At 46.1% G+C, this 20,706-nt stretch carries 18 protein-coding genes and 1 tRNA gene; all 19 read right to left on the reverse strand.

What is annotated here, in order from left to right; all coding sequences use genetic code 11:
• Nucleotides 1–2: 2 nt before the first annotated feature.
• The 19 genes from nuoG to ilvN all read right to left on the reverse strand — a co-directional run bounded on the left by nuoG (nucleotide 3) and on the right by ilvN (nucleotide 20,705).
• Nucleotides 3–2,321, reverse strand: coding sequence for an NADH-quinone oxidoreductase subunit NuoG (gene nuoG, locus S2091_RS18160; protein ID WP_105533373.1), 2,319 nt, complete (start codon nucleotides 2,319–2,321; stop codon nucleotides 3–5).
• Nucleotides 2,322–2,346: 25 nt separating this feature from the next.
• Entirely contained in the window at nucleotides 2,347–3,642 is a 1,296-nt protein-coding gene (gene nuoF / locus S2091_RS18165; protein ID WP_105533374.1) for an NADH-quinone oxidoreductase subunit NuoF, read from the reverse strand.
• Nucleotides 3,639–4,160 (reverse strand): NADH-quinone oxidoreductase subunit NuoE, encoded by a 522-nt coding sequence (gene nuoE / locus S2091_RS18170; RefSeq protein ID WP_105533375.1) that lies wholly within the window; start codon nucleotides 4,158–4,160, stop codon nucleotides 3,639–3,641. The genes nuoF and nuoE overlap by 4 nt, the downstream gene beginning before the upstream one ends.
• Before the next feature lie 35 nt (nucleotides 4,161–4,195).
• Complete coding sequence (locus S2091_RS18175; RefSeq protein WP_105533376.1) at nucleotides 4,196–5,449, reverse strand: NADH-quinone oxidoreductase subunit D; 1,254 nt, start codon at nucleotides 5,447–5,449, stop codon at nucleotides 4,196–4,198.
• Between the two features lie 94 nt (nucleotides 5,450–5,543).
• Nucleotides 5,544–6,143, reverse strand: coding sequence for an NADH-quinone oxidoreductase subunit C (locus S2091_RS18180; protein WP_105533404.1), 600 nt, complete (start codon nucleotides 6,141–6,143; stop codon nucleotides 5,544–5,546).
• Nucleotides 6,144–6,206: 63 nt separating this feature from the next.
• Nucleotides 6,207–6,683 carry a NuoB/complex I 20 kDa subunit family protein gene (locus S2091_RS18185; protein ID WP_105533405.1) on the reverse strand — a complete coding sequence of 159 codons (477 nt, stop codon included), beginning with the start codon at nucleotides 6,681–6,683 and terminating at the stop codon, nucleotides 6,207–6,209.
• Between the two features lie 92 nt (nucleotides 6,684–6,775).
• Nucleotides 6,776–7,135 carry an NADH-quinone oxidoreductase subunit A gene (locus tag S2091_RS18190; RefSeq protein ID WP_105533406.1) on the reverse strand — a complete coding sequence of 120 codons (360 nt, stop codon included), beginning with the start codon at nucleotides 7,133–7,135 and terminating at the stop codon, nucleotides 6,776–6,778.
• 127 nt (nucleotides 7,136–7,262) lie between these two features.
• Nucleotides 7,263–7,347, reverse strand: a tRNA-Leu gene (locus S2091_RS18195).
• 122 nt (nucleotides 7,348–7,469) lie between these two features.
• On the reverse strand, nucleotides 7,470–7,907 hold the full coding sequence (secG, locus tag S2091_RS18200; protein ID WP_105533377.1) for a preprotein translocase subunit SecG: 438 nt from the start codon (nucleotides 7,905–7,907) through the stop codon (nucleotides 7,470–7,472).
• A gap of 62 nt (nucleotides 7,908–7,969) precedes the next feature.
• Entirely contained in the window at nucleotides 7,970–8,743 is a 774-nt protein-coding gene (gene tpiA / locus S2091_RS18205; RefSeq protein WP_105533378.1) for a triose-phosphate isomerase, read from the reverse strand.
• A 262-nt stretch (nucleotides 8,744–9,005) separates the two neighbouring features.
• Nucleotides 9,006–9,989, reverse strand: a complete 984-nt coding sequence (locus tag S2091_RS18210; RefSeq protein WP_105533407.1) for an NAD(P)H-quinone oxidoreductase — start codon at nucleotides 9,987–9,989, stop codon at nucleotides 9,006–9,008.
• A 265-nt stretch (nucleotides 9,990–10,254) separates the two neighbouring features.
• The gene (pnp, locus tag S2091_RS18215) at nucleotides 10,255–12,393 is read right to left on the reverse strand and encodes a polyribonucleotide nucleotidyltransferase (protein ID WP_105533379.1); all 2,139 of its coding nucleotides are present in this window, start codon (nucleotides 12,391–12,393) and stop codon (nucleotides 10,255–10,257) included.
• Between the two features lie 209 nt (nucleotides 12,394–12,602).
• Nucleotides 12,603–12,872 (reverse strand): 30S ribosomal protein S15, encoded by a 270-nt coding sequence (gene rpsO / locus S2091_RS18220; RefSeq protein WP_105533380.1) that lies wholly within the window; start codon nucleotides 12,870–12,872, stop codon nucleotides 12,603–12,605.
• Between the two features lie 333 nt (nucleotides 12,873–13,205).
• Nucleotides 13,206–14,921 (reverse strand): 2-isopropylmalate synthase, encoded by a 1,716-nt coding sequence (leuA, locus tag S2091_RS18225; protein ID WP_105533381.1) that lies wholly within the window; start codon nucleotides 14,919–14,921, stop codon nucleotides 13,206–13,208.
• Nucleotides 14,922–15,079: 158 nt separating this feature from the next.
• Nucleotides 15,080–16,618: a 2-isopropylmalate synthase gene (locus S2091_RS18230; RefSeq protein ID WP_207769744.1), complete on the reverse strand. Its 1,539-nt coding sequence runs from the start codon at nucleotides 16,616–16,618 to the stop codon at nucleotides 15,080–15,082.
• Between the two features lie 352 nt (nucleotides 16,619–16,970).
• Entirely contained in the window at nucleotides 16,971–17,828 is an 858-nt protein-coding gene (gene pssA / locus S2091_RS18235; RefSeq protein ID WP_105533382.1) for a CDP-diacylglycerol--serine O-phosphatidyltransferase, read from the reverse strand.
• 320 nt (nucleotides 17,829–18,148) lie between these two features.
• Nucleotides 18,149–18,871, reverse strand: a complete 723-nt coding sequence (locus tag S2091_RS18240) for an SIMPL domain-containing protein (protein ID WP_105533383.1) — start codon at nucleotides 18,869–18,871, stop codon at nucleotides 18,149–18,151.
• 279 nt (nucleotides 18,872–19,150) lie between these two features.
• Nucleotides 19,151–20,167, reverse strand: a complete 1,017-nt coding sequence (gene ilvC / locus S2091_RS18245) for a ketol-acid reductoisomerase (protein ID WP_105533384.1) — start codon at nucleotides 20,165–20,167, stop codon at nucleotides 19,151–19,153.
• Nucleotides 20,168–20,213: 46 nt separating this feature from the next.
• On the reverse strand, nucleotides 20,214–20,705 hold the full coding sequence (ilvN, locus tag S2091_RS18250; protein WP_105533385.1) for an acetolactate synthase small subunit: 492 nt from the start codon (nucleotides 20,703–20,705) through the stop codon (nucleotides 20,214–20,216).
• Nucleotide 20,706 lies beyond the last annotated feature (1 nt).

Raw genomic sequence — 20,706 nt, forward strand, 5'->3', positions numbered from 1 at the left:
CATTACGCACGCTCCACAGTAATTTGACCGAACATTGCGCCAAGTGATGCGGTAACTGGATGCCCTGCAGCAACTCTAACTACGCCAGCCGGCAAGCCTTTATCACGCGACACTGGCAACAATACGCTTCGACCAGCTTGGCTGACTTTAACGATATCGCCATCAACTAGTCCCATTTCGGTTAAATGAGCCGCCGCCATCCAGGCACGTGGTGGTTTTGCATCCGCTGTTTCTTGCAGTGCTTCAGAACGACGCGCTAAAGCGTCTGTGCTATAGATAGCCACATTTGAAATTCGCTCAAAGCCTGCAACAGGAGTAACTTTATCCACGCCTGAAACGGTCAGACTAATCTTGTTATTTAGAAGGCTGGATAAGTCCGTTTGTTTTTGCAGTAACTCATCACGCACTGATTCCGATGTTTCGTAATCAAAACCGGCTATACCGAGTAAGTTGCCAAGAACGCGCAATACTTTCCATGCTGGACGAGTATCACCCAATGGTTTGACTGCACCATTAAAACTTTGTGCGCGACCTTCACAGTTCACGAAGGTGCCTGAAGTTTCAGTAAATGGTGCGATTGGCAGTAATACATCGGCGTAATCCAGTGCCTGTTTAAATGCCGACAACACAATCACCATTTCAGCCTGCTCTAATGCCGGACGAGCATCAGTCGCACAATCCAGCAGCGGATCTGCATTCAACAAGACGTAGGCTTTACGCGCTTGTGTCAACATTTGCTGTGCATTCAAGCCGTTTTGACCTGGCAAAGCATTGGCGATGTAACCGCCTACGGTATTTGCAGCTTCTGTCAAATATCCAAACTTAATGCCGGTTTGTTCAGCAATCCACTGAGCAACTGCGTGTAATTGCGTTGCTTGCGGATGTTGGGTAACTGCATTACCCAACATAATCGCGTTTTTATCACCAGCTAACAGATCGGCGGCAATTGCACGCGCTGCGTCTGAAATAGTGATTTGCGCGACTGGCGCAGTAACGCCTTTAGCTTCAGCAACTACCAACATAATTTCTGTTAATGCAGACAACCATGCTGACGGTGCACAAATTAATTTGTTTGCGACTGGCATCAACAAATCATCATCACTAGCATGCAGAATCGAAATTTTGCTACCGACTTTAGTCGAATGACGCAAACGAGCCGCCAACAATGGGTGATCTTTACGCAGGAAAGAACCGATTACCAAAACATTGGTCAATTCTGCAAACTCAGCAATCGGCATACCCAACCAAGGTTTGAAACCGGTTGTTACTGTGTCGTCAGATGCACGCAGGCGGAAATCAATATTTTCACTGCCCATGCCACGTATTACTTTTTGCAGCAAACTTAACTCTTCTAGCGTGGAGTGCGGGGTTGCCAAAGCACCGATCGCAGCTGCGCCGTGTTCATGTTTGATATTTTTCAAACCATGCGCAACATATTCCAGCGCTGTTTGCCAGTCAGTTTCCTGCCATTGGCCGCCCTGTTTGATCATCGGCTTAGTCAAACGCTGTTCGCTATTCAAAGCTTCGTAGGAGAAACGATCTTTATCGGTAATCCAGCATTCGTTGACTGCTTCGTTTTCAAGTGGCAAAACGCGCATAACTTTATTGTTTTTAACTTGAACAATCAGGTTACTACCTAAGCCATCGTGCGGACTAACTGATTTACGGCGTGACAATTCCCAAGTACGCGCTGAATAGCGGAATGGCTTGGAAGTCAACGCACCAACTGGGCAGATATCAATCATGTTGCCGGACAGTTCGGAATCAATTGTCTTACCAACGAATGTCGTGATTTCTGCGTGTTCGCCGCGACCCAACATGCCTAATTCCATCACGCCAGCAATTTCCTGACCAAAACGAACGCATCGTGTGCAATGAATGCAACGAGTCATGTCTTCCATTGAAATCAACGGACCGGCGTTTTTATGAAAAACTACCCGTTTTTCTTCTTCATAGCGTGAAGACGATTTACCATAGCCGACGGCCAAATCTTGCAATTGACATTCACCACCCTGATCGCAAATTGGGCAATCGAGCGGATGGTTAATCAGCAAAAATTCCATTACTTCTTTTTGCGCCTTAACCGCTTTATCGCTCTTGGAGCGCACGATCATGCCGGCTGTTACCGGAGTAGCGCAAGCTGGCAATGGCTTAGGTGCTTTTTCAACCTCAACCAGACACATACGGCAACTTGCCGCGATAGATAATTTTTTGTGATAGCAAAAATGTGGAATGTAAGTGCCCAATTTATTGGCAGCATCCATTACCATGCTGCCTGGTGGCACTTCAACTTTTTTGCCGTCGATTTCGATTTCAACCATGGTATTCTCTGGCCTATTCTTTAGCCTAAAGGTATGTCGGTACCAAGCAATGCTTATGCTCGATGTGATATTCAAACTCTGCGCGGAAGTTCTTGATCATAGCGCGCACTGGCATCGCAGCAGCATCACCAAGCGCACAAATAGTGCGACCTTGAATGCCATCCGAAATGCTATTTAACATATCCAGATCATCAGCACGACCTTGGCCGTGCTCAATACGATGCACCATACGATATAACCAGCCAGTACCTTCACGGCATGGCGTACATTGTCCGCATGATTCTTCGTAGTAAAAATACGATAAACGCAATAAAGATTTGACCATGCAACGGGTTTCATCCATCACGATAACGGCACCGGAACCAAGCATAGAACCAGCTTTAGCGATGGAATCATAATCCATATCGGTTGCCATCATTACATCACCAGTTAACACTGGCATCGATGAGCCGCCAGGAATAACGGCTTTAATCTTTTTACCGTCACGCATACCGCCAGCCAATTCAAGCAGCGTTGCAAACGGCGTACCCATCGGCACTTCGTAATTGCCCGGCTTAGCTACGTCGCCCGACATCGAGAAAATTTTGGTGCCGCCGTTGTTTGGTTTACCGATGGCTGCATACGCTTCGCCGCCCATATTCATGACAAACGGCACAGCTGCAAAGGTTTCGGTGTTATTAATTGTGGTCGGCTTACCGTACAAACCAAAGCTCGCTGGGAATGGCGGTTTAAAGCGCGGCTGGCCTTTTTTACCTTCCAATGATTCCAGCAAAGCCGTTTCTTCACCACAGATATAAGCGCCATAACCGTGGAAAGCATGCAATTGAAAACTAAAGCTGGAGCCCTGAATGTTGTCACCCAACATTCCTGCTGCACGTGCTTGTTCTAACGCCTCTTCAAAACGGTCGTAATCAGCAAAAATCTCACCGTGAATATAGTTGTAACCGACGGTGATGCCCATGGCGTAAGCACCAATCGCCATACCTTCAATCAACGCATGCGGATTGTAGCGAATGATGTCGCGGTCTTTAAATGTACCCGGCTCACCTTCGTCGGTATTACATACTAAATATTTTTGACCTGGAAATTGACGCGGCATAAAGCTCCACTTCAATCCAGTTGGGAAACCGGCACCGCCGCGACCACGCAAGGAGGATGCTTTTAATTCAGCAATCACTTGTTCAGGGGTGATGCCTTCGGTCAGGATACGTTTTAAGGCGCTGTAACCACCGCGTTTAACGTAGTCGGCCAAGCCCCAGTTTGTCCCGTCTAATCCAGCCAATATTAATGGCTTAATGTGTCTGGTATGTAAGCTGGTCATTTGCGAGAGCCCTCATTGCCTGAAGCGTCAGCTGGAGAGGTATTTTTTAACTCATCAACCAAAGCATCAATTTTTTGATCTGACATAAAACTACACATACGCTTATTGTTGACCAACATCACCGGCGCATCACCGCAAGCCCCCATGCATTCACCTTCCATTAAGGTGAATTTATGGTCTGCAGTGGTTTCTCTATAGTCGATACCGAGTTTGTGCTTTAAATGATGTGCCGCTTTTTCACCACCAGACAACGCACAAGGCAAATTAGTGCAAACAGTGATTTTGAACTGCCCAACCGGCTTGGTATTGTACATATTGTAGAAAGTGGCAACCTCTTGCACAGCCACTGCTGGCATGCGTAAATAGTCAGCAACTTCTTGCAGAACTTCGGGCGGCAACCAACTGGTTTGGTCTTGCGCAATAGCCAGCGCAGCCATGACAGCAGATTGTCGTTGATCGTCTGGAAATTTTGCAATTTCACGATCTATTTTTTTATACGTTTGCTCAGATAACAGCATAAATTTAACCTTAAATATCAACCACGAGCGCCTGATTAGCGGTCAATTTCACCAAATACAATATCTTGAGTACCAATAATGGTCACCGCATCAGCGATCATATGGCCTGTTGCCATTTCATTTAACGACTGCAAATGCGCAAAACCAGGAGCACGGATTTTTACCCGGTATGGTTTATTGGCACCGTCTGAAAGCAAATAAATTCCAAACTCACCCTTAGGATGCTCAACCGCCGAATAAGCCTCACTGACCGGCACATGAAAACCTTCAGTAAATAATTTGAAGTGATGGATTAAATCTTCCATGTTCGACTTCATGCCAACGCGTGACGGCGGTGCTACTTTATGATTAGTAGTCATTACCGGGCCCGGGTTATTCCGCAACCATTCTACGCATTGCTTGATAATCCGGTTGGATTGACGCATTTCCTCAACCCGTACCAGGTAACGATCATAACTATCGCCATTGACGCCGACTGGAATATCAAAATTCAGCAAATCATAAACTTCATAAGGTTGTTTTTTACGCAAATCCCATTCAACGCCCGAACCGCGCAACATGGCACCGGTAAAGCCCATGGCTTTGGCGCGCTCAGGAGAAACCACGCCGATACCAACCAGACGTTGCTTCCAGATGCGGTTATCCGTCAATAAGGTTTCGTATTCATCAACATAAGTCGGAAAACGTACGGTAAAGTCTTCGATAAAATCGAGCAGTGAACCGCTGCGATTATTATTCAAAACTTGCATGGTTTTAGCATTGCGCAAATGCGAGGCTTCGTATTGCGGCATTGTGTCCGGCAAATCGCGATATACGCCGCCCGGACGATAGTAAGCTGCATGCATACGCGCACCGGAAACGGCTTCGTAGCAATCCATCAAATCTTCGCGTTCGCGGAAAGCGTACAAAAATACCGCCATCGCACCGACGTCCAGAGCATGCGCACCTAACCACAGCAAATGATTCAATAAACGGGTAATTTCATCGAACATTACGCGAATATATTGCGCACGCAAAGGCACTTCCAAGCCCAACATTTTTTCAATTGCCATTACATACGCGTGCTCGTTACACATCATTGAGACGTAATCGAGACGATCCATGTACGGAACGGATTGCAAGTATGTTTTTTGTTCTGCTAATTTTTCCGTTGCACGATGTAACAAGCCGATATGTGGATCAGCGCGCTGAATAACCTCACCATCCAACTCCAACACCAAGCGCAAAACGCCATGCGCGGCAGGATGCTGGGGTCCAAAATTCAAGGTGTAATTCTTTATCTCAGCCATTAAATACCTCTATATATCTGTTGCGCATCTCAATTTTATTGACGCACTTTTCTTGGCACCGCATACGCAGAATTGATCACAATAAGGCTTAGAGTCAACCGTTATTGCCGTAGTTTTCTTCACGAATAATACGTGGAACGTTTTCACGCGGCTCGATCGTAACCGGCTGATAAATGACGCGTTTTTGCTCAGCGTCATAGCGCATTTCAACGTAACCAGAAACCGGAAAATCTTTACGGAAGGGATGACCAATAAAGCCGTAATCAGTCAGAATACGTCGCAAATCGTTATGACCATCGAACAAGATACCGTACAAATCAAACGCTTCGCGCTCGTACCAGTTTGCTGCTGACCATACTTCAGCCAAAGAAGCTAACATCGGCATTTCATCATCAGGAGCAAATACTCGTACACGCAGGCGCCAGTTGTTGGCAATCGACAGCAAATGGGTTACTGCAGCAAAACGCTTACCAGCCCACGAACCTTCGCCATAGGTCGAATAATCAACGCCGCACAAATCGATTAACTCTTCAAAATGGGTCGCTAAATTATCACGCAATTCAGTCATGACAGATAAGTAATCAGCGTGATCCACGACCAGAGTCAACTCTCCCAGCGCCAATGACAAATCATAGGCACGCTCCGCCATTATTGCGCGCACCGCCGACTCAAGCTTTTCTAATTTTGTCGTCATATTTTTATCAAACTCATCAAACTGCGAATTAATGCTTCGCATGTGTTTCATTAGTGCGCTTCATTAGCGCGCAATGGTATTGGTACGCTTGATCTTGTTTTGCAACTGCATCACGCCATACAACAATGCTTCTGCAGTAGGGGGACAACCAGGCACATAAATATCAACCGGAACAATCCGGTCACAGCCACGCACCACCGAATAGGAATAGTGATAATAACCGCCGCCATTAGCGCAAGAACCCATGGAAATCACCCAGCGCGGCTCTGCCATTTGATCGTAAACTTTACGCAGTGCCGGCGCCATTTTATTGCACAAAGTGCCTGCTACAATCATGACATCAGATTGCCGTGGCGATGGACGAAACACAACACCAAAACGATCAAGATCATAACGCGAAGCACCGGCATGCATCATTTCAACAGCACAACAAGCCAAACCAAACGACATAGGCCACATTGAGCCGGTACGCGTCCAATTAATAAGCTTATCCGCCGTTGTTGTTACAAAACCTTCGTTAAATATGCCTTCAATTGACATAGAACCACCCTTTTGGCTTTTCTTCAGACTTGCTTCGTAGAGCAAATCCATACTTGCTACTACACCTACTACTACAATTAATCTTTAACGAACTACTCCCAATCCAGCGCGCCTTTTTTCCAGATATACCAAAAGCCTATGCCAAATTCAGCAATAAAGCCCAGCATTACCAGAAAGCCAGCCCAACCCAGATCGCGGTTAGCCACGGCCCAAGGGAAGAAAAATGCTGTTTCCAGATCAAATAAAATGAATAAGATAGCGACGAGATAATAACGCACGTCAAACTTCATGCGAGCATCTTCAAACGCTTCAAAACCACATTCATAGGGAGATAATTTTTGCGCATCCGGCTTATGCGGAGCTGCCAGGCGACCTAGCAATTGCGGGACCACGCCGACCAGAATGCCGACGATAATAAATAACAGGACAGGGAAATAATTTTCGAGGTTCACGATTGGGCAATAAAAAGCTAAAAGTGGTTTAATTTCTGGTTTTGCATTTGAGCTCAAATAACACAAGCTACTGCAACCGCCCCGAAACCATCATGCTTTTAACAAGCATGAATTGGCTCTTTGTTTATGGTGCCGACGACGAGACTCGAACTCGTACAGCTTTCGCCACTACCCCCTCAAGATAGCGTGTCTACCAATTTCACCACGTCGGCCTTATTACTAATTTTCTTAACTGCTTTAACTTCCTAAGCAAGTGCAGCATTCTACTTGATTAGGACTATTTGTTCAACGCACAATTACCTAAAAACAAGCAATTTCAGGCTATTTTTTGAAATTATTTAGGTATCTGGTCAGCATGACCCGTATTGCTTGCTGCTTTAGTCGCTGCAGCCGGCGCTGGCGCTGGTATTGCAGTCGAAGTTGGAGCTGAAGTTGAGGCCGCAGTTGAAGCTGAACCCGCACTTGCTGCAGGCGCTACTTCCGTAGTTTTTTGCTGGGATAAATTATCCATGACACCACCAGATGGAGCAGCATGTCTGGTACCAATATAGGCCAAACCCAACGTTGAGCAAAAGAATATTGTTGCAGCGATGCCGGTTGCCTTTGATAAAAAGCTCGATGAACCGGTAGCGCCGAATAAACTACCCGATGCGCCCGAACCAAAAGCCGCGCCCATATCAGCACCCTTACCATGTTGCACCAGCACTAAACCAATAATGACCAATGCTGCGCAAACTTGAATTGCTACTACCAATGAAAATATAGTGTTCATTTAAAAGCCTAAAAAATTAATATACGCACACATTTTGGTGTGCCACAGTACTTCACAAAACTTTACTCTATTGCCGCCGCGATGATGCCTAAAAAATCAATCGATTTCAACGCCGCGCCACCAATCAAACCACCATCAATATCTTTCATCGCCAGCAAGGCTACCGCATTATCCGGTTTCATGCTGCCGCCATATAAAATCTGCACCTGCTCAGCCAACTCCGCATTCATCAACGCCAATTGGCTACGCAAAAATGCATGAACTTGCTGCGCCATTTCCGGCGTAGCGGTAATTCCAGTGCCTATCGCCCAAACAGGCTCATAAGCCACCACTATTTTCGCTAATGCCGCCGCATCCAATACCGACAAAACCGCATTTAACTGGCGCGCCACTGTCGCCTCTGTCAAACCAGCCTTACGCTCTTGCAAGGTCTCACCAACACAAACGATAGGTGTGATGCCCGCCTCCAACAAACGCAACGTTTTTTCCGCTACCAGCGCATCAGATTCCGCGTGATACACACGACGCTCCGAATGGCCGACGATGGCATACGCACAGGAAAAATCCTTAAGCATGGAAACCGACATTTCACCAGTATAGGCGCCGCCAGCCTGAGCAGAAACATCCTGCGCGCCCCATGCTATCGACGAAGTTTGCAATGCCACCTGAACTTGAGCCAGATACGGAGCCGGCACACAGACAGCAACATCGCAATCAGCCGCGCTTGCGCTTAAGTTTTTAATGCCGCTTTGCAGCTCAGATAGCAACACTGCATTGGTGACCAAGCTGCCATTCATCTTCCAATTACCAGCAATTAAGGGGCGACGTTGCTTCATCCAAATCTTCCAGTTCTTAAATAACCCGCCATTCTAGCTTGTCGCCCTAAACACGGTCAAATACTGTAACGATTATTATCGGAAAATACGACTAATTTGCTCACAAATGGGGGCAATTCATATACTCCCACTATTTTTTTAAATATTTAACGTATCTAATGGTTTTTCCATTAATCAAAAACGTCTTATATGGCAGTATATATAAAGCACATTGCAAAATAATACGCTAAATACTTATTTAAAATAAAATACCAGGGTATGATCAAACACAAAAATCAAGTACGATTTTACCAATATGCTCACTACTTTCCATTAATACATGCGCCTCCGACGCTTGCTCAAAGGAAAAAGTCTTATAAATCACCGGCTTAATCTTTCCCGATTCCAACAACGGCCATATTTTTTGATGCAACTTCTGAGCAATTACTTGCTTGAATTCAACTGAACGAGCGCGCAGTGTTGAGCCAGTTACCGTCAAGCGACGTCGCAATATGGCACCCATATCCAATTGCGCCTTTGCTCCGCCCAACAAGGCAATCACGACTAATCGCCCATCATCCGCCATGCAAGTCAATTCACGATTAACATAATCCCCTGCAACCATATCCAGCACCACATCCACACCACGCCCGCCAGTTAAGGAATGCACTACCTCTTCAAAATTTTCCGTTTTGTAATTAATGCCGCGGATTGCCCCCAATTCCTCGCATGCACGACATTTTTCATCACTCCCCGCCGTGGCAATAACTTTATGCCCCAGCGCAGTCGCCATTTGGATTGCCGCCACACCAATGCCTGAAGTGCCGCCCTGCACCAACAAGGTTTCCGAACCAGTCAAACCCGCACGATCAAACACGTTACTCCAGACGGTAAAAAAAGTTTCCGGCAAAGCCGCTGCTTGCACGGCGGTAAATCCATGCGGAACAGGCAAACATTGCGCTAACGGTGCGGCGCAATATTCAGCATACCCACCACCCGCCACTAACGCGCACACCATGTCGCCAAGAGCAAAACCACTGCCCGACAATTCGCCAGCAACAACCTCCCCCGCCACCTCCAACCCCGGCAAATCAGAGGCGCCAGCCGGTGCCGGATAAGCACCTTTACGCTGAAATACATCAGGGCGATTTATGCCAGCCGCATGCACTTTGATCAACACCTCACCAGCACGTAAAACAGGGATCGCACGCTCACATATGCGCAACACTTCCGGGCCGCCAGGCTGTGAAATTTCAATTGCTCGCATCATGATTTTTTCCTTAGAATTTATGGGACTTACAAAAAATTGCATCAGCAATGTGCACCGACGCAGACAGTATTTTAGTACGACAAGGAAAGGTGCGACGGTGGAATTAACAACATCACTGATGCTTGCGAAACAACACTGATATACCAGTGTGCGCCCTGCAGGGCAACGCCGCTGGCACGATTTATCATAAGTCCGAAAAAAAACGCCCATGTTTTCACATGAGCGTTTCTTAGCTAATGACTTACGTCATTCGCATGACTATTTATTGCTCAACCTGACCCGCTTCAGCAACAACGGCAGCAGGAGCTACAGATACTTCCGACTCAGAAGCAGCAGCCTTCATCGACAATTTCAAACGACCGCGATCATCTGTTTCCAACACTTTAACGCGCACTACCTGACCTTCTTTCAAGTAGTCGGCAACTGCATTAACGCGTTCGTTGGCGATTTGACTGATGTGCAGCAAGCCGTCTTTACCTGGCAATACTTGAACAATCGCGCCGAAGTCCAATAATTTCAACACAGTACCTTCATAGACTTTACCGACTTCAACTTCAGCGGTAATTTCTTGAATCCGACGACGCGCTTCCTGACCCGCAGCAGCATCAACAGAAGCGATAGTTACTACGCCTTCGTCGCTGATATCAATTTGCGTACCAGTTTCTTCAGTCAACGCACGAATTACCGCGCCGCCTTTACCGATTACGTCACGGATCTTTTCCGGGTTGATTTTGATCGTGATTAAACGCGGTGCAAAATCAGACAATTCAACATTGCCGTGCGGCACTGCAGTTTGCATTTTTTCCAAAATATGCAAACGACCTTCTTTAGCTTGCGCCAAAGCGACTTGCATAATTTCTTTAGTAATACCTTGGATTTTAATGTCCATTTGCAGAGCAGTAATACCATTAGCAGTACCGGCAACTTTAAAGTCCATGTCGCCCAAGTGATCTTCATCACCCAAAATATCGGTCAACACAGCAAATTTATTACCATCTTTAATCAAGCCCATCGCGATACCGGCAACATGCGCCTTAACTGGCACACCCGCATCCATCAGCGCCAAGCAACCACCGCAAACTGATGCCATTGATGACGAACCATTTGATTCGGTGATTTCTGATACCAAACGCACCGAGTAGCTAAAATCTGCAACATCAGGCAACACTGCTTCCAATGCACGCTTAGCTAAACGACCATGGCCAATTTCACGACGCTTAGGCGTACCAACACGACCAGTTTCACCAGTCGCAAACGGAGGCATGTTGTAATGCAACATGAAGCGATCTGAGTATTCACCCATTAAGGCATCAATTTTTTGCTCGTCGCGTGAAGTACCTAAAGTAGCAATAACCAAAGCCTGTGTTTCACCGCGAGTGAACAATGCTGTACCGTGAGTGCGTGGTAAAACGCCGGTACGAATACTAATTGGACGCACTGTGCGAGTATCACGACCATCAATACGTGGCTCGCCATCTAAAATTTGGGAACGAACAATTTTCGATTCCAAATCAAACATGATGTTACCCAATTCAACTGAATCAACATCTTGACCTACCAACGCCGCATTCACTGCCGCTGTTGCTGATTTCAATTTTTCGGTACGTGCTTGTTTTTCTTTGATTTGATACGCTGCGCGCAACAAAGGCTCAGCCACTGCACCAACTGATGCGATCAACGCTTCATTTTTCGGTGCTGGCGCCCACTCAACTTCAGGTTTACCGCCCTGCTCAACCAAATCATGAATTGCGTCAATAACTACACGCATTTCAGTATGACCAAACACAACGCCGCCCAACATGATTTCTTCTGACAGTTGCTTAGCATCCGATTCCACCATCAACACAGCAGATTCAGTACCAGCAACCACTAAATCCATCATGGACGTTTTTAATTGGGTCGGGCTTGGGTTCAATACATATTGACCGTCAATATAACCAACGCGCGCTGCGCCCAACGGGCCGTTAAATGGAATACCTGATACGCACAATGCAGCAGATGCACCGATCATTGCGGCGATATCTGGATCAATCTCTGGATTAACCGACAACACGTGAATGACTACCTGCACTTCATTTAAATAACCCTCTGGAAACAGTGGGCGAATTGGGCGGTCGATCAAACGTGAGGTCAATGTTTCTTTTTCTGATGGACGGCCTTCACGCTTGAAGAAACCACCAGGAATACGGCCTGCTGCGTATGTTTTTTCTAAATAATCAACAGTCAACGGGAAAAAATCTTGTCCCGGTTTGGCATCTTTTCTTGCCACAACAGTAGCTAAAACAACGGTATCTTCTATCGAAACTAACACTGCACCAGTAGCCTGACGAGCGATTTCGCCTGTCTCTAAAGTAACTTGATGTTGTCCGTATTGAAAAGTTTTAGTAATTTTATTAAACACAATGTGTCCTTTCTAATTGGTCTTTTGACCTTGCCGACAGAATTCCAGGTGCTGTCGTTCACCTCACAACAGGTCGCAAGCAAAACTTGCTGCGTGCAACCTTACTACAAAATCGCGGATAAATCCTTATCCAACAATGCAAAAAGCCCGCATCAGAGAACTGATACAGGCATTTTAAGATAGCTTACGGAATGGCAAGCTAATCTGAATTACTTACGCAAACCGAGTTTAACGATCAGGTCACGATAGCGCACTGCGTCTTTACCTTTAAGGTAAGACAACAAACTCTTACGACGGTTAACCATCATGATCAAACCACGACGTGAGTGGTGATCTTTAGAGTGAGCTTTAAAATGGCCATTCAAATCGTTGATACGTGCTGTCAACAATGCAACTTGAACTTCAGGAGAACCGGTATCGTTTACTGCACGTGCATTGTCAGCAACGATAGCTGCTTTTACTTGTTTTTCAATTGTCATGATAAATCCTTTACATGCGATGAATGGAGTAAATAAGCAACTTAGCAACCCCAAACACCGTGATTAATTAATGAATTAGCCGGTAAACCTACCGACTAAGGGCGAGATTATATAGGAGAAATTGTTTTAGTACAAATCATTGCTACGCTTAACTTATTTCCCTTCATTTGATTTGTGCCACATCTATCTTTGTCCGCTTAAAACCCATCCAACCGCACTACTAAATCTCAAGCTTTGTTGATGCTCATCAGCGAATACTTAAAAACATATTAATTAAAACAACATTTAAATTAATTAATATTTCCTTCCCACATCATCCCGCCTGTATTTAAATCACCCCAACACCTCAACTGACGCAATAAGCAAGCCATCCGCACCCAATTCTACTCCGCCACGATTCAGCCCATTCACTATCGACTTCAATGCAGCGACGCTGCTATTACGATCGATACCGATCCCAAAGAATGGTCGATGCTGGCCGATTTTAAGCTCCATATAGCAAATGGCCTCGGCCTGTGCGCCGGAACCTAGTGCATGTTCATGATAATCAACCACTTGCATTTCCAGCTCCAAGCCATTAATAAACGCCTCGATCGGGCCATTGCCGCAGCCTAAAATCTGTCTGACTTGCTGCTGGTGCTCGAGCACAATATCAATCTCAACCAGAGATGCGTCAGACTCAAACGATTGCAGCGGATTATTGCTGCAATTATGACTACGGTAACGATATGGCTGCTCTATATCCAAATACTCTGTTTTAAACAAATGGTAAATAATATCGGCCGTCGCTTCTTTGCCAGTTTGATCGGTATAGCGCTGAATCACCCGGCTAAATTCAATTTGCAAGCGACGCGGCAAATCGATGCCGTGCTCTTGCTGCAAAATATAACTAACGCCACCCTTACCTGATTGGCTATTGACACGTATCACCGCATCGTAGCCGCGATTTAAATCATCGGGATCAACCGGAAGATAAGGCACTTCCCACCAGGTATTGGGCTGCTGCTGAGCCAGACCTTTTTTAATGGCGTCCTGATGCGAACCAGAAAATGCGGTAAACACCAAATCACCGGCATACGGATGGCGCGGATGCACAGGCAACTGATTGCAATACTCAACCACTGAGCGCACCTCATCAATGTCAGAAAAGTCCAGGCCGGGATGTATTCCTTGTGAATACAAATTCAAGGCCAACGTAACCAAATCAACGTTACCGGTGCGCTCACCATTTCCAAACAAACATCCCTCAACCCGTTGGGCGCCCGCCATTACCGCCAATTCCGCCGCGGCGACTGCGGTGCCGCGATCATTATGCGGATGAATACTTAAAATAATTTGCTCACGACGCGCCAAATGGCGATGCATCCATTCGATCTGATCTGCGTAAATATTGGGCGTAGACATTTCTACCGTAGCAGGCAGATTAATGATCATTTTCTGTTCTGCGCTTGGCTGCCAGATAGCGGACACGGCATCGCAGATTTCTAAAGCGAAATCGGGCTCTGCCGCCGAAAAGGTTTCAGGCGAATACTGAAATACCCATTCGGTTTCCGGCATCGTTTGCGTTATCTCTTTGATTAAGCGCGTGCCTTGCATGGCCAGTTCTTTTATTTCCACACGGTCGGCATTAAAGACAATGCGGCGAAAATTTTCTGCAATGGGATTATACAAATGTACAATCGCCCGACGCGCTCCGCGCAGTGACTCTACTGATCGTCGGATCAAATCCTCCCTGGATTGTGTAAGAATTTCTATCGTCACATCATCGGGTATCAAATTTTGTTCGATCAAGCTCCGAACAAAATCAAAATCGGTATCTGACGCAGACGGAAACGCCACTTCGATTTCTTTAAAACCGATTTTTACGAGTTGCTGAAACATTTTTAATTTCTTCGCGACCGACATCGGCTCAATCAACGACTGATTTCCATCACGTAAATCAGTGCTCATCCAAATTGGCGGGGCCGTGATAAGACGATTCGGCCAAGTACGATCTGGCAAGGCAATCGCCTGAAAGCGTTTGTATTTCTTTTCCGGATGATTCAACATGACATTCTCCAATGCAGTAGCTGGCCAAAGGCAAGCGGATTAAAAACTCAAGGACGAACAAGTACCAACCACAACACAGGTTGCGATTAAAAAGAAGGAATTATTTTGGTGCGTGAAAGATCGGCTGACTGGGTTAAACAATCCAGTCAGCTCATACGCTATAGCTGAGGGTTGACTTTCTCAACCTTGGAATGCAGTTTGTTTAATGCAGAAATATAGGCTTTGGCCGAAGCGACGACGATATCCGGATCAGCGCCCACGCCGTTGACTATGCGACCGGCTTTGGATAAGCGCATGGTGACTTCCCCTTGCGATTGCGTGCCAGTGGTAATCGCATTTACCGAAAACAGCAGTAATTCTGCACCACTTTGCGTGACGGATTCAATTGCGGCCAGAGTTGCATCGACCGGGCCATTGCCATGCCCTTCGCAGATAGCTTCTTTACCCTCTATTGAGAACACGACTTTGGCATACGGCTGCTCACCGGTTTCCGACCGCTGCGCCAGTGACACATAACGATAATGTTCCTGTATGTGCGACTGCTGCTCATCCGACACTAATGACATAATATCTTCATCAAAAATTTCAGATTTTCTATCCGCTAATTCTTTAAAACGATTAAATGCAGCGTTGACTTCGGCCTCGGAATCTAGACTAATGCCCAACTCATCCAAGCGCTGTTTGAATGCATTCCGACCGGATAATTTGCCGAGCACTATTTTATTCGCCGCCCAGCCCACATCTTCGGCTCGCATAATTTCATAGGTGTCGCGCGCTTTTAAAATACCGTCTTGATGAATACCGGAAGCATGGGCAAAGGCATTGGCGCCAACCACGGCTTTATTCGGCTGAACATTAAAGCCCGTGATTTGTGAAACTAATTTTGAAGTTGGTACAAGTAAAGTCGCATCAATGCCAAGTTCAAAATCAAAATAATCTTTACGGGTGCGCACCGCCATCACCAGTTCTTCTAACGCGGTATTGCCAGCCCGCTCACCCAAGCCGTTAATTGTACATTCAACTTGACGTGCACCACCAATCATCACGCCAGCCAAAGAATTTGCAACTGCCATGCCTAAATCGTTATGGCAATGCACCGACCAGATTGCCTTGTCCGAATTGGGTACACGTTCACGCAAGGTTTTAAGCAACACCCCGTACATCTCCGGCACACCGTAACCCACGGTATCCGGAATGTTAATGGTTGTTGCACCTTCGTTAATCGCGACTTCAATCACGCGACACAAAAAATCAATATCTGAACGGCTGCCATCTTCGGCGCTAAATTCCACGTCATCGGTAAATTTACGTGCAAAACGCACCGACATTTTGGCTTGCTCCAAGACTTGTTCCGGGCTCATGCGCAATTTCTTTTCCATGTGCAAGGCGGAAGTAGCGATAAAGGTATGAATACGCTTGTGCTCTGCACCAACTAAAGCTTCGGCGGCGCGGGAAATATCACGGTCATTGGCACGCGATAAGGAACAAACAATCGATTCTTTAATAACGCTGGAAATAGCCTGAATCGATTCAAAATCACCCTGTGAAGCTGCTGCAAAACCAGCCTCAATCACATCAACACGCATTCTTTCCAGTTGTTTGGCAATACGGATTTTTTCGTCGCGCGTCATTGAAGCGCCGGGCGATTGTTCGCCGTCACGCAAAGTGGTGTCGAATATGATGAGTTTTTCTGCCATGATGTGCTCCAATATGAAAGCTAAGGTAAGTAAGAGTATTAAGGTTTATAGGGTGAAGCAGATAAATTTAAGCGCTTTTTCTCCACCCCCTGCCGGATAAGCACGAGTGAGAAACAACTCAAATTGTGGGGGTATGTGGTTTAGCGCGTGAACCGCACTAGGTCTAGCAATAGATTCAGCGCTAGCAGGGATTGCGCTAGGCCGAGGGAGGAATTGTTGCTGATGAATGTTGAAAACATGGGAAAGACTATAAGCGTTAAAAAACGAAAGTGCAACCAAATTTTCGTTTTTTTTGCATATTTTTAACGCGTAAAAAAAGCCATTCAAAAGAATAGCTTTTTAAAATTAGGTCTTAATGATCGTCATGCACTTCCAGTTCTGTTTGCAAAATACTGACCGGGCGACCTTTTCTCCAGCGCCATAAGAATATGGCGTAACCCGACAAACAATATAAAACAAACACGCCAAACAAAACCATAGGCGGATAACTGACGACTAACACATAGACCAAGACCAGCACGAGCGGCACGGCAAACGGGACTGATTTTTTGAGGTTCACATCTTTAAAGCTATAAAACGGTACATTGCTGACCATCGTTAAACCCGCCAGCACCGTAATCGACCAGATTACCCAACGCATATCCGGGCCAGCGATGTTTAAATCGGTCATCGCCCAGATAAACCCAGCCACCAACGCTGCTGCTGCGGGGCTTGGAATGCCTTGAAAATAACGTTTGTCAACTACCGCAATATTGGTATTAAAGCGTGCCAACCGTAATGCAGCACAGGCACAATACACAAACGCCGCCAGCCAACCCCACTGCCCTAATCCGCGCAAACCCCATTCGTAGGCAACCAAGGCGGGTGCTGCGCCGAAAGAAACCATGTCGGAAAGGCTATCGTACTGCGCGCCGAATTCGCTTTGGGTATTGGTCAACCGTGCCACACGGCCATCAAGGCTATCTAGCACCATGGCGATAAAAATGGCGATGGTGGCTTTTTCAAAAAAACCATCCATACCCATCACGATGGCGTAAAAACCACAAAACAAGGCGGCGGTAGTAAAGGCATTCGGTAGTAAATAAATACCACGGCGCGGTTTTTTTCTAACGACTTCAGCACCTGCTGGTGTTGCGGCATTTTGGTTTTTTTTAACTATTTTAAAAAAATTCTTTAAAGTAGCTTTTGATTTACGACGTTGGAATGCCATGCTTTGCCTTGTAGAGTTACTGAAGAATTCGGTGATGCGCGGCAAGTATAACTTTAATTCTGTGATGCTCAAAACGGCTTTTTTTCTATCGTTAAAATGCAGAGGAATTCTCTCAACTTCCTATTTAAGAATGCCCCTGTATTTTTATAGAATACGTCGAAATGGCAAAATTTTACTTTGAGCTTTACATACAGATTCTTATCGACCTGAAATCCATTTGATACGTTAAATATTTTCAAAAACAGTTGGCTTATATGAAATCACGGATTTAATTTGAAAATCAGGCGGATTTTACCGTCCACCTGAGTTCGAGCTAAATTTTAATTAAACTTGATTTTTGCCACAACTTTAGCCGTTAAAGTGGATTCACCTGCTTCAAAATTAGTTTCCGGCACTGAATTGCTTCTCGCCATCATCGGTGCGGCAGCCGCAAACATGCGCGGTTCTGGGTGACTTGCTGTGCCATCAAAATCCAGTGTTTCGATAACGGCACTGGCTGCATCACGCCCCATTGCTTTGGCTATCGCTTGCACCCGCTCCTGCATATTTTTGTAAGCGGCTTCCAAACGCGCTGCATCCAGGCGCTGCATGGTGGCGTCCGACAAACCAAAACTCAGTCCATTCAAGGCCAAAGTTTGCTGTGCTGCTGCGACAGTGGCCGGTAATTGTTGGATATTTTTGGTTGTCAACTCCAGATATTGGCCGACTCTCCAGCCAGTAATTGTGCGTGTTTTAGCGCTTGATAACGTATCCGAATAAACGGGGTAGGTGTAATAACCACGGGTAGCCAGCTTAGCTTCAGGATCGGCTTTTTTCAATATTTCAGTGCCGTCCTTCATTTTTTTATTCACCCGTCCAGCAGCTGCAGCCTTGTCTTTATCTTGTTCTTCAATAAAAAAAGTGGCATTCGCCTGGTCATTTTCAGCCTTCACTTCGCCGGTACCGGACACCACAATCAAACTTCCCTTAGTTTGCTGCGCGAATACTTGGGTGCTGAATAGGTAACATAGGACAACGGTTGCAGTGATGAATAGTTTCTTCATGTAAATCTCCAATTAAAAAAGGGGCATGCGTTACCGCAGGGCCCCTTAGAATACAACGTTTTTGCTTTTTAGATAAAGTCAAAATACCAACTAAGTAAAGCGGCAAATGAAAAATATCTAACAATCTAACAAATTAATTTTTCGATTGATCAACCATTTTATTTTTGGCAATCCAAGGTACTTGAAGCGTGAAAAAAACGGTGCCTGCGCACCGTTTTTAGCCTCGAGCTGTTTGCGCCCGCTGGCGCAAACAATGATGATGCCCGGCTATCGTATTAATCAGTTCTTCGATTGATCAACCATCTTGTTTTTAGCAATCCAAGGCATCATCCCCCGCAACTTAGCCCCAACCTGCTCAATCTGATGTTCCGAATTCAAACGACGGCGTGAAATCAAGGTCGGTGCACCGGCTTTATTTTCCAAGATAAAGCTCTTCGCATATTCACCTGTTTGAATATCTTTCAAACATTTGCGCATGGCGTTTTTAGTGTCTTCAGTCACAATTTTTGGACCAGTGACATATTCACCGTATTCAGCGTTATTTGAGATCGAGTAATTCATGTTAGCGATACCGCCTTCATAGATCAGATCAACGATGAGTTTAAGTTCATGCAAACATTCAAAGTACGCCATTTCCGGCGCATAACCCGCTTCGGTTAATGTCTCAAAACCAGCTTTAATCAGTTCGACTGCGCCGCCGCACAATACCGCTTGCTCACCGAACAAATCAGTTTCAGTTTCTTCGCGGAAGTTGGTTTCAATAATGCCGGCACGACCACCACCGTTCGCCATGGCGTAGGACAAGGCGATGTCGCGGGCAGAACCGGATTTATCCTGATACACCGCAACCAGATGCGGCACGCCGCCGCCTTGGGTGTACGTTGCGCGAACCGTGTGGCCGGGTGCTTTTGGCGCGATCATGATGACGTCTAAATCAGCACGTGGCACAACTTGGCCGTAATGCACATTAAAGCCATGAGCGAAGGCTAATACCGCGCCTTGCTTTGCGTGCGGTGCTACATTTTCGTTATAGACTTGCGCGATATTTTCATCCGGCAGCAAAATCATAATCACGTCAGCGGCTTTCACTGCCTCGTTAACTTCTGCGACGTTCAAACCGGCATTTTTGGCTTTATTCCAGGAAGCACCGTCTTTACGCAAAGCGACGGTAACTTTACAGCCTGAGTCATTTAAATTCTGCGCATGGGCATGGCCTTGCGAACCGTAACCGATGATGGTTACATTTTTGCCTTTGATTAAGGAGAGATCGCAATCTTTATCGTAAAAAACGTTCATTTTATTTTTCCTAATTTATATTTGAGGGAGTTAATTAACAATCCAATTAAACTTTGAGTATGCGTTCACCGCGTCCGATACCTGAACCACCGGTACGCACTGTTTCCAGAATTGAGGTGCGCTCGATAGAGTCAATAAAAGCATCTAATTTGCCTTTATTGCCAGTTAATTCAATGGTGTAGGTTTTTTCAGTGACGTCAATAATCCGTCCACGGAAAATATCCGCGGTACGCTTCATTTCCTCACGTTCCTTACCTACTGCGCGCACCTTAATTAACATCAGTTCGCGCTCGATGTGCGCGCCCTCGGTTAAATCAACCACTTTAATCACTTCGATTAAGCGGTTCAGGTGTTTGGTGATCTGCTCAATCACATCGTCAGAACCGGTTGTAACTATGGTCAAACGCGATAACGTAGCGTCTTCGGTCGGCGCTACGGTCAGCGTTTCAATGTTATAGCCACGCGCCGAGAATAGGCCAACTACGCGCGATAAAGCGCCGGCTTCGTTTTCTAACAAGACAGAAATAATATGGCGCATG

Source organism: Solimicrobium silvestre (assembly GCF_002976435.1).
Taxonomy (GTDB): Bacteria; Pseudomonadota; Gammaproteobacteria; order Burkholderiales; family Burkholderiaceae_D; genus Solimicrobium; species Solimicrobium silvestre.